This is a genomic window from Neobacillus drentensis (genome assembly GCF_036962765.1).
GTDB lineage: Bacteria > Bacillota > Bacilli > Bacillales > Cytobacillaceae > Neobacillus > Neobacillus drentensis_C.
This window is the reverse complement of record NZ_JBALOS010000059.1, coordinates 20915-27338: the sequence shown is the minus strand read 5'-3', so window position 1 is coordinate 27338 and position 6424 is coordinate 20915. Positions and strand designations below refer to the sequence as shown.

Genomic DNA, 6424 nt, shown 5'->3' with positions numbered 1-6424 from the left:
ACATACATAATACTAAAATTTCCCTTAAAAATCCCTCTTAAGAAAGTTCCATCTTATTTTACATTAAAATATTTTATTTTGCTATTTAGTAATGTAACCTTAATGAAAAAATTAGGCGGCGGAAATCATTCCGACCGCCTTTGCATACATGATTTTTTTAGCAAAATTAGTCTTCCTTCCCAAAATAAAGCCTAATTTTGGATCCTTCTTTCACTTTGGCACCTGCTTCAGGCGATTGCCTAACAACCACATCTCCCTCTCCGCTTGCATCAATTCTTAGGTTTATCAGTTGATCCATTAATTCCATTTTAGTTAAACCAGTGAAATCTGGTAGTTTTATTAATGGGGTATCTGGCCATTTCAATTCTTTTTCCATTTGATTTTTTCGAGGTTTAATCCCCATCTGGCCCAAACTATCCTTCATAATATTGCCGACAATCGGAGCACTGACAGTACCCCCGAAGGCTGTAACTCCTTTGGGATTATCAACGGCCACATAGACAACAATTTGCGGGTCATCTGCAGGGGCAAAGCCAATAAATGATACAATAAAGTTATTTTCTAAGTATCTTCCGTTTTTCGCTTTCTGGGCCGTACCGGTTTTGCCTCCGACACGGTAACCATCAACGAATGCCCTTCCACCTGACCCTTCTGCAACAACACTCTCAAGGGCATGGCGGATTTCTTTCGATGTTTCTTCCGTAATAACGCGCCTTTTTTCAACTGGGGAATTTCTCATCACCACTTCTTTGGTAACAGGGTCAATTAGCTCCTTTGCGATATACGGCTTATATAATATTCCGCCATTGATGGCCGCAGATACAGCAGTAACCTGCTGGATTGGTGTCACAGATACTCCTTGTCCAAAGGCTGTCGTTGCTTGTTCGACAGGGCCGACACGGTCTAAATTAAATAAAATCCCTGTCCCTTCCCCTTGGAGGTCAATACCGGTCTTTTGTCCAAAACCAAAATCCTTCACATATTTAAACAATTTATCTTTCCCAAGTCTTTGCCCTAATTCTACAAATCCTGGGTTACAGGAATTTTGCACAACTTCTAAAAAGGACTGGTCACCGTGACCACCGCGTTTCCAGCACTTTAACCTAGCACCCGCTATCTGTACTGAACCAGAATCATGAAAATGTTCCTTTTTCAAATTCACTTTTCCTTCATTCAGTGCTGCAGCCAAGGTGATAATTTTAAAAGTAGACCCTGGTTCGTATGTTGACCATACAGGGAGGTTGCGGTTATATACCTCTTGAGGTACATTTTGAAAATTAGCAGGATCAAATGTTGGTCTGCTCGACATTGCTAAGATTTCTCCATTATTCGGGTTCATTGCAATCGCAACAATACCATCTGGGTTGTACTTTGCGTCAGCGATATCCAACTCTCTTTCCACAATCGTTTGTATTTTTGAATCGATTGTCAGCTTCAAATCGAGGCCGTTAGTCGGCTTCTCATAATCATCAGCCATATCGTTCATTCTTTCCCCTTTAGCATTTGCATAGAATTTAACCGAGCCCCGTTCACCACTTAGTTCTTTATCATAATATTGTTCGAGTCCCATCAACCCCTGGTTGTCCACTCCTGCGAACCCTAGAACATGTGACAGGTAGCTTCCCATTGGATAATGGCGTTTAGAATCTTCACCGATGTAGACACCTTCTAGCCCTAAAGATCTGATTGCCTTTGCCTTTTCATGTGAAATTTTTCTTCCTTCTTTAATTCGAACAATCCTTTCTCTTAATGTGATATCGCGGTAGGCCTTTTCTTTTGACATATTTAAAACCGAAGCTAGCTTTTCTGCCGTTGTTGCGGGGTCCTTAATTTGTCTCGGAACAACCCAAACAGTTGGAGTACTGATATTCGTTGCTAGTGCCACTCCATTCCGGTCAACAATTTCACCTCGTTCAGGTTCAAAGGGGATATTCCGGCTCCAAGAGTCTTTAGCACCTGCAGTCAGCCAATCGCCTAGCACAAATTGTACATATCCAAGTCGGACATCAATAATTAAGAAGGTTAGAATACCAATGAATAGTGCAATCATTAATCTTTTACGGACAGTTACATTTGAAACACGCATAGATTGAACGACCCTCCTTTTTCTATCGTTCATTTATATGCTTGTACTTTTTCTCTTAGAACGGTCGCTAAGAGGAATAGACAAAAGAAAATCCCGCTTTTTATGCAGCGGGATTTTCTTTTAATCTTGCACTATTTCTCCTGTATTTTCCTCTGTTTGAGTTTGGTCATCGGCTTGTTGATTATTTTCTGCATTCCATTGTTCTTCAGGAGTTTTTAAATCTACAATTAAAAAATCTCCTTTTCGAAGATGTGTTTTCGGTTTAAGATTTTGCTGCGTTACATACCCTTGGCCCTTAGAATTTAATTTTAATCCAGCTATATTGGCTACTTTCATTACATCTCTAAGTGACCAACCCGTCATATCTGGGGCAAGTATTTCGCCATTTGTTTGGATGATTACCTTCTCACCCTCCAAAACAGTTGTCCCCGACTCTGGTAACTGTCTAACCACTTCAGTTCCTTTGCCGATCACGACGGTTTCAACACCTTTTCCTTTTAAATCTGCGACCGTTTCTGCAACCGACATTCCCTTATAATCTGTGAGTTTATTTAATTGTGCTTTTTCTAGCTTAGAAGGCTTAATATTTAGGTAATGAAGGCTGTTTTTCATTACAGGGTTAAAAATAGCCGAGACAGGAATAGCACCTTGACCTGCTTCCAATCCCTCTAATTTAGGCTGCTGAACAGCAACATATACAATTAATTCCGGATCATCCTTTGGAGCCATTCCTAAAAACGAGAACATATAGTTATTTACTCCTTGTAAATACCTGCCATTCGGGCCAGGGATATTTGCTGTTCCCGTCTTCCCCGCAACGCTATAACCATCAATTTTATAGCGTCCGCCTGTACCTTTAGGTGAGGTAACAACAGTTTCAAGGTAATCTCGAACCTTTTTTGCCGTTTCATTTGTGATTGGGGTTGAGACTACTTCAGGTGCTGTTGATTTAACAACCTCTCTAGTATCATGATTAACAATTTTTTTTACAACATGAGGTTTTACCATTTTCCCGCCATTAGCAATCGCTGTTGCCGCTTGAATTTGTTGGATTGGTGTAATGGCTGTTCCCTGCCCATAAGCAGTGGTAATTTTTTCAATCGGATAGGTAAATTGTATTTTCCCTGAAGTTTCGTTCGGGAGGTCAATACCGGTAGGCCTATCAAAGCCAAACTTTGTTAAATACTCCCTAAACCTTTCAAATCCTAGTTTCTCTTTTGCAATCTTCGCAAAAGCAACGTTAGATGACCGTTGTACCCCTTCAAGATACGTGATAGGACCCCATCCAGAGTAATTATGGTCATGAATCGCCTTATCCTTTTTAGTAACTTGATAAGAACCGGATTGATAGATTTCATTTGGATTGAAAACTTTTTCCTGAACAGCTGCTGCAAGCGTAAAAATTTTCATTGTCGAACCAGGCTCGAATGACGTTTCAATCGCCTCATTATGCCAGCCATCTTCAATTCCTTCTTTCGTTTTTGGATCGAAGGACGGCCGTTGTCCCATCGCTAAAATTTCTCCCGTTTTCGGATCAGCCACAATCGCAATAATTTTTTCCGGTTTATATTCCTTTGCTGCTTTGTTCATTGCATCTTCTAAAAAGGTTTGAATTTTTTGGTCGATTGTTAAATAAACATCATTTCCATTTTGGGCAGGAGTAATTTTTTCCTTTCCATCCGGAAGGATAAAACCCCATAAATCACTTTCAAAATTAACCTTCCCATCTTTCCCTGTTAACTCATTATTTAGAATTTTCTCGATTCCCATTTTACCAACTGATGTAATACTTTTATCTTTTTGCTCAATCCTGTCTGCATAACCCACTACATGGGAAGCAAAAACTCCATTTGGATAAAATCGTTTGGAGTCTCGAATAAAAGTAATCCCAGGAAGCTTTTGGTCTTCAATCTTATTCTTCGTTTGGTTGGTAATATCTCTGCCTGCTTTACCAAATTCAACCTGAAATTTATGATTTTTTATTCCCTTGGTTAAGATGTTATAAATCTCTAGTTCATCCATCTCTAGATACTTAGCCAATTCTTTTGCCGTTTTGGCCGCATCTTTTACGTGTTGCGGTTTTTTAGGATTCGTTGTCATCTTTTTATCTAATATTGCTATCAAGGTATAGGCATTTGTATCTTCAGCGATTACCTCGCCATTCCGGTCTAAGATATCGCCCCTTAAGGCTGCCAAATTTCCTTCCCTGCTATATTTTTCTTGCGCCTTTGCAGCAAGCGGTTGTCCATCAACTTCTCCACTAATTTGAATGGAGAAATACCTAAAGATTAATACAAAAAAGAGCAAACCAAATATTCCAAATAAAATGGTTGCTCCTGCATTCATATAGGGCTGTTTCTTGTTCATTTCTAATGCACTACCTTGACGTTATTTTCATTTTTAATTAGGCCCATTTCCTTGGCCTTTTTATAAATTCGTTCGTATGCACTCAATTCGCTTACCTGAACTTGCAAATCGCTGTTTACTTTTTGTTGTTCCGTTATCTTAGATTCCATAATTTGTATATCTTTGTTAACATCGTAAATCTTTGCTTGATTTGAAATAATATGAACGGAACCAAAACATACAAATCCAGCAAAGGCTAATCCAATAATTTTTTCTCCTGGAGTGAGCCAGGATTTTTTAATAATTACTTGACTCTTATTTTGGACTTTCTGCTCTGTTTGTTGCTGCTCTAAATTCTTCCTGGCAAGATTACTCAATCTTCTTCCCCTCCAGATTATTTTCTTTTTCTACATCCAGTTTTGAATGTCTGGATTACTTCTTATAGCCTTTCTGCAATTCTTAGTTTTGCAGATCTGGCGCGATTATTTTGCTCTAATTCTTCTTCTGATGGAAGTATCGGCTTCCGTGAGATTAACTTTAATATCGGTTTATACTCATCTGGAATGATTGGTAAACCAGGAGGTAAATTAGGGGTTTCACTTGCCTTCTTAAAAGCTGCTTTACAAATCCTGTCTTCAAGTGAATGGAAGGTGATAACACTTATTCTTCCCTCAGGGTTTAACAAGTCAATTGCTTGATTCAGTGACTGTTCGAACACAGCTAATTCATCATTAACAGCAATTCTAACTGCCTGAAAAACTCGTTTAGCAGGATGTCCACCTTTTCTTCTTGCAGGGGCAGGAATAGCATCTTTAATTAGTTCAACCAATTCTGCTGTCGTTTCAATTGGTTTTACCATCCTTGCGGCTTCAATTTTTCGAGCGATCTGTTTAGAGAATTTCTCCTCACCATAGCGAAAAAAGATGCGCACCAAGTCTTCATAGGACCAATGATTAACTACATCATAGGCAGATATATCAGCTTCATTATCCATTCTCATATCGAGGGGCGCATCATGATGATAGCTAAAACCTCTTTCAGGAGTGTCCAATTGAGGCGAGGAGACTCCAAGGTCATACAGAACTCCATCAACCTTAACAATTCCACGTTTTTCAAGTTCTTCTTTCAAATATAAGAAATTGCTTTTGATAATTTCTAAACGATCTCCATATTCAGCTAACTTCTCTTTAGCATGTGCAATTGCTGTTTCATCTTGGTCAAATGCAAATAGTTTACCACTAACTCCTAGTTTGGAAAGAATAACTGAACTATGTCCAGCTCCACCCAAAGTACAATCAACATAAATTCCATCTGACTTAATATTTAACCCATCAACAGCTTCCTTTAACAACACGGTTGTATGTTCAAACATGTAGTAACCACCTTTTCCAATCGAACGATATATAACAGAAAATATATTAACATAATTTATCCATTATATATCAAAGCCAATCATATTTTCTGCAATTTCTGCAAAAGATTCTTCTGACTCAGTAAAATAGTCTTCCCAAATCTGTTTGCTCCAAATTTCAATCCGATTGGAAACACCTAAAATCACACATTCTTTTTCCAACTTTGCATATTGCAAAAGCGGTGCAGGGATATTAATTCTTCCTTGTTTATCAAGTTCACTCTCTGTTGCTCCTGAAAAGAAGAATCTAGTAAAAGCCCGGGCGTCTTTTTTTGTCAGAGGTAAGCCTTTTAATTTCTCTTCAATCAGCCCCCACTCTGATAATGGGTATCCAAACAAACATTGATCCAAACCACGTGTAATGATGAACATTTCACCAAGTTCATCACGGAATTTGGATGGCACGATTAGTCTGCCTTTATTATCAATGCTGTGATGGTATTCACCCATGAACATTCCCATGACCCCCACTTTCTATTAAAAATGTACCACATTCCCCCACTTTCCACCACCTATTTTTAAACTATTCTTCTTAAAATCCTTAAATCCTTTTTTATCCAGAAATTTATCAAAAAAAAAAA

Annotated in this window: 5 protein-coding genes; all 5 read right to left on the bottom strand. The window is 38.6% G+C overall.

Features of this window, described 5'->3' with window-relative positions; all coding sequences use genetic code 11:
• Positions 1-166 precede the first annotated feature (166 nt).
• The 5 genes from V7137_RS09530 to mraZ all read right to left on the bottom strand — a co-directional run bounded on the left by V7137_RS09530 (position 167) and on the right by mraZ (position 6299).
• On the bottom strand, positions 167-2086 hold the full coding sequence (locus V7137_RS09530) for a stage V sporulation protein D (protein WP_218345708.1): 1920 nt from the start codon (positions 2084-2086) through the stop codon (positions 167-169).
• Between the two features lie 120 nt (positions 2087-2206).
• Entirely contained in the window at positions 2207-4453 is a 2247-nt protein-coding gene (locus V7137_RS09525) for a penicillin-binding protein (RefSeq protein WP_335697863.1), read from the bottom strand.
• Positions 4454-4455: 2 nt separating this feature from the next.
• Positions 4456-4809 carry a cell division protein FtsL gene (gene ftsL / locus V7137_RS09520; RefSeq protein ID WP_335697862.1) on the bottom strand — a complete coding sequence of 118 codons (354 nt, stop codon included), beginning with the start codon at positions 4807-4809 and terminating at the stop codon, positions 4456-4458.
• A 62-nt stretch (positions 4810-4871) separates the two neighbouring features.
• Complete coding sequence (rsmH, locus tag V7137_RS09515) at positions 4872-5804, bottom strand: 16S rRNA (cytosine(1402)-N(4))-methyltransferase RsmH (protein ID WP_218345711.1); 933 nt, start codon at positions 5802-5804, stop codon at positions 4872-4874.
• 63 nt (positions 5805-5867) lie between these two features.
• On the bottom strand, positions 5868-6299 hold the full coding sequence (gene mraZ, locus V7137_RS09510; RefSeq protein WP_098572668.1) for a division/cell wall cluster transcriptional repressor MraZ: 432 nt from the start codon (positions 6297-6299) through the stop codon (positions 5868-5870).
• Positions 6300-6424 lie beyond the last annotated feature (125 nt).